This window comes from Aerococcus sp. L_32 (assembly GCF_050689315.1).
The window spans coordinates 1-2,280 of the sequence record NZ_JBOEQF010000314.1; the positions used below are offsets into that span (position 1 = coordinate 1).

Here is a 2,280-nt window from a genome sequence, read left to right on the forward strand (position 1 = left end):
TGCAGCCAATAATTGTGGCAAAATAGCTGTTGATCCAACTTGTTGTACATTTCGATTAGATTCATGTAAAACTTGTTGGAAGGGTGCACGGAAAATAGCCATCGCAAGCACTAATGCAACAATTGCCCCGATACCAATAGCACCCGCACCTGAAGCCGGCACAAACTGCGCAAGCGCTAATGCTGTAATCGCCATAACAATAACAGGTACAAACACAAGGTTTCCAAAACGGTCTGCACCAGCTTCTGCACGCTCCTCGTCTTGCTCAAATTTACCTGTTACAAAGTGTTTAACCAAGGTAATAATTGCCAATAATAAGACTAAGGCACCAGAAATAATTGCGGGTAACCATTTTCCTAAGGCAAACAAGAGAGCTAGGTCAAACCAGAATAAAGCGGTCCCAATCCGTTTATCTTGGTCAGACCGTAAAACTTTATAACCAGTAAAGGCGAACTGCAAGCCGATTAAAATATAGAAGAATTCTAGTAAGTTTGTAAAGAACATTTCCACCTTACTTACCTCCTTTACGGTATTTACGGTATTTACGGTTCATTTTTTGATCAAATGCATAGTTATAAACTGCTGTTAGAATAAATGCGATAATGGCAACTGGAATTGATGCACGCGCCACATCAATTGCCATCACTTCATAACCTAATGATTCCAAAGTACCCGCAATCAATAAAGTACCAGCACTTGCCACAAAAGTATTTTGTGCGTAGAAGTTCCCGATATTCTCCATCGAAGCAGATTGTGCTTTAATTTCTTCTTTTGTGTCATCATCAATTTCACCATTTTTAGAAATAGCTGCGGCTTCCGCCATAGGCTGTACTAACGGGCGTACAAATTGTGGATGACCTCCAATACGAATTGATAAGAATCCAGCTAATTCACGTAAGAATAAGTATAAGGTTAAGAATGACCCCGTTGTCATCCCTTTAACATTATTAATCAATCGTACTGCTTGATTTTTCAAGCCAAACGTTTCAGCTAAACCAATCATTGGCAAGGTTAAAATAAAAATTGTAACTAAACGATTATTCACAAAACCTTCTCCAAGCATCACCAAGAAGTCAGTAACCGAAATACCCGATACTAAAGCTGTCGCTAGCCCCGCGATTACAACAACCGCAATGGTGTCTAGCTTCATTGCAAAACCAACAATTATGATTAGAATACCAATCAACGGTAAATAATACATTATTTCCACTCCTTTTTTATCATCAATCCTAATATCTTTCTATTTTATCATTTTCTTGCAATAATTTACAAAAACTTACAAACTAATTTTGTACTTATATATGAAAAAAAGCGGATAAGTACTGTTTATCCGCCAGTCTTCAATATCATATGCGATTTTTGTCTTTCACATTATCTTTGTTCTATATTTGCTGATAATGCACAATCTGACTTACGACACTATCCTTCTTATGACTGGCAAACACAAAAAACATAGAAAAGTATGTGAATGTTCCCTGTTTATCCACGATTTTTCCATGCAGAGCTGCTTCCTTCCCATGGGATAAAATTTGAAAGACTTCTATAGATGAAATATCCGTCACCCTAATTGCGCTAGATAATACTTGGTCTCTACCAGTTAATACTAAATCGTTATAAGGCGCCTTATATACCACCTCATCTACCATTAGTGACCCATCGTATACTAACCCCTTCGCATATAAATTCATCGCTAAATCGCGGGCAATTCGTCGCTTAGGTGCATTATCACATGCTAGGTCTCCTATCAAGAAAAAGGGCAAATCAGGTAAATCGGATGACACTAAACTGAAAGATAAACCTAACTCAAGCAAACTCTTTTCCAATATTTCAATTGCCTTAGGGCCCACACCATGCAGATGAGCCAGATTCGATTTTGTTACACTCGATAACTGTTCAATTTGATCAATCCCAACCGTCGCCAACGCATTAGTTGCTGGCTTACCAATTTTTGGTAAATCTGTCATTCAAATACCTCCTAAAGCGATCAGTTTAATATTCACATACAAAAATTCCTAGAATTGCTATTTTAGTATCATTAGAAGGTAACTTTTGTAATTGTATGATTTTTAACACTTATTTATTGAGCTCTTTACTCATAAAAACATCCATCAAAGGGTGATGGCTTTCCGCATCTAATTTTTCATATAGTTTAATGGCTTAATGGCCGCCTTCTCAATCGGCCGCCCTAATACCATAAATTTTATACTTCTCCCTACATTATTCTTTCTAAATATACAAAAAACCGTTAGCTTAAACAAGTGTCTAAGCTAACGGTTTTAT

At 37.1% G+C, this 2,280-nt stretch carries 3 protein-coding genes; all 3 read right to left on the minus strand.

All coding sequences use genetic code 11. The features are described from left to right. A partial coding sequence (locus ACRCJ0_RS12245) for a 5-oxoproline transporter, DUF979 family subunit (RefSeq protein ID WP_431390600.1) occupies nucleotides 1-504 on the minus strand: 504 nt, incomplete at its 3' end. A gap of 7 nt (nucleotides 505-511) precedes the next feature. After that, nucleotides 512-1,201: a DUF969 domain-containing protein gene (locus tag ACRCJ0_RS12250; protein WP_431390599.1), complete on the minus strand. Its 690-nt coding sequence runs from the start codon at nucleotides 1,199-1,201 to the stop codon at nucleotides 512-514. 181 nt (nucleotides 1,202-1,382) lie between these two features. Next, complete coding sequence (locus ACRCJ0_RS12255; protein WP_268402894.1) at nucleotides 1,383-1,964, minus strand: DNA-binding protein; 582 nt, start codon at nucleotides 1,962-1,964, stop codon at nucleotides 1,383-1,385. Between the last annotated feature and the right edge of the window lie 316 nt (nucleotides 1,965-2,280).

Bases quoted from the DNA above. Each gene is read 5' to 3' on its own strand.
- ACRCJ0_RS12250 (WP_431390599.1), bottom strand. From the start codon at position 1,201: ATGTATTATTTACCGTTGATTGGTATTCTAATCATAATTGTTGGTTTT.
- ACRCJ0_RS12255 (WP_268402894.1), bottom strand. From the start codon at position 1,964: ATGACAGATTTACCAAAAATTGGTAAGCCAGCAACTAATGCGTTGGCG.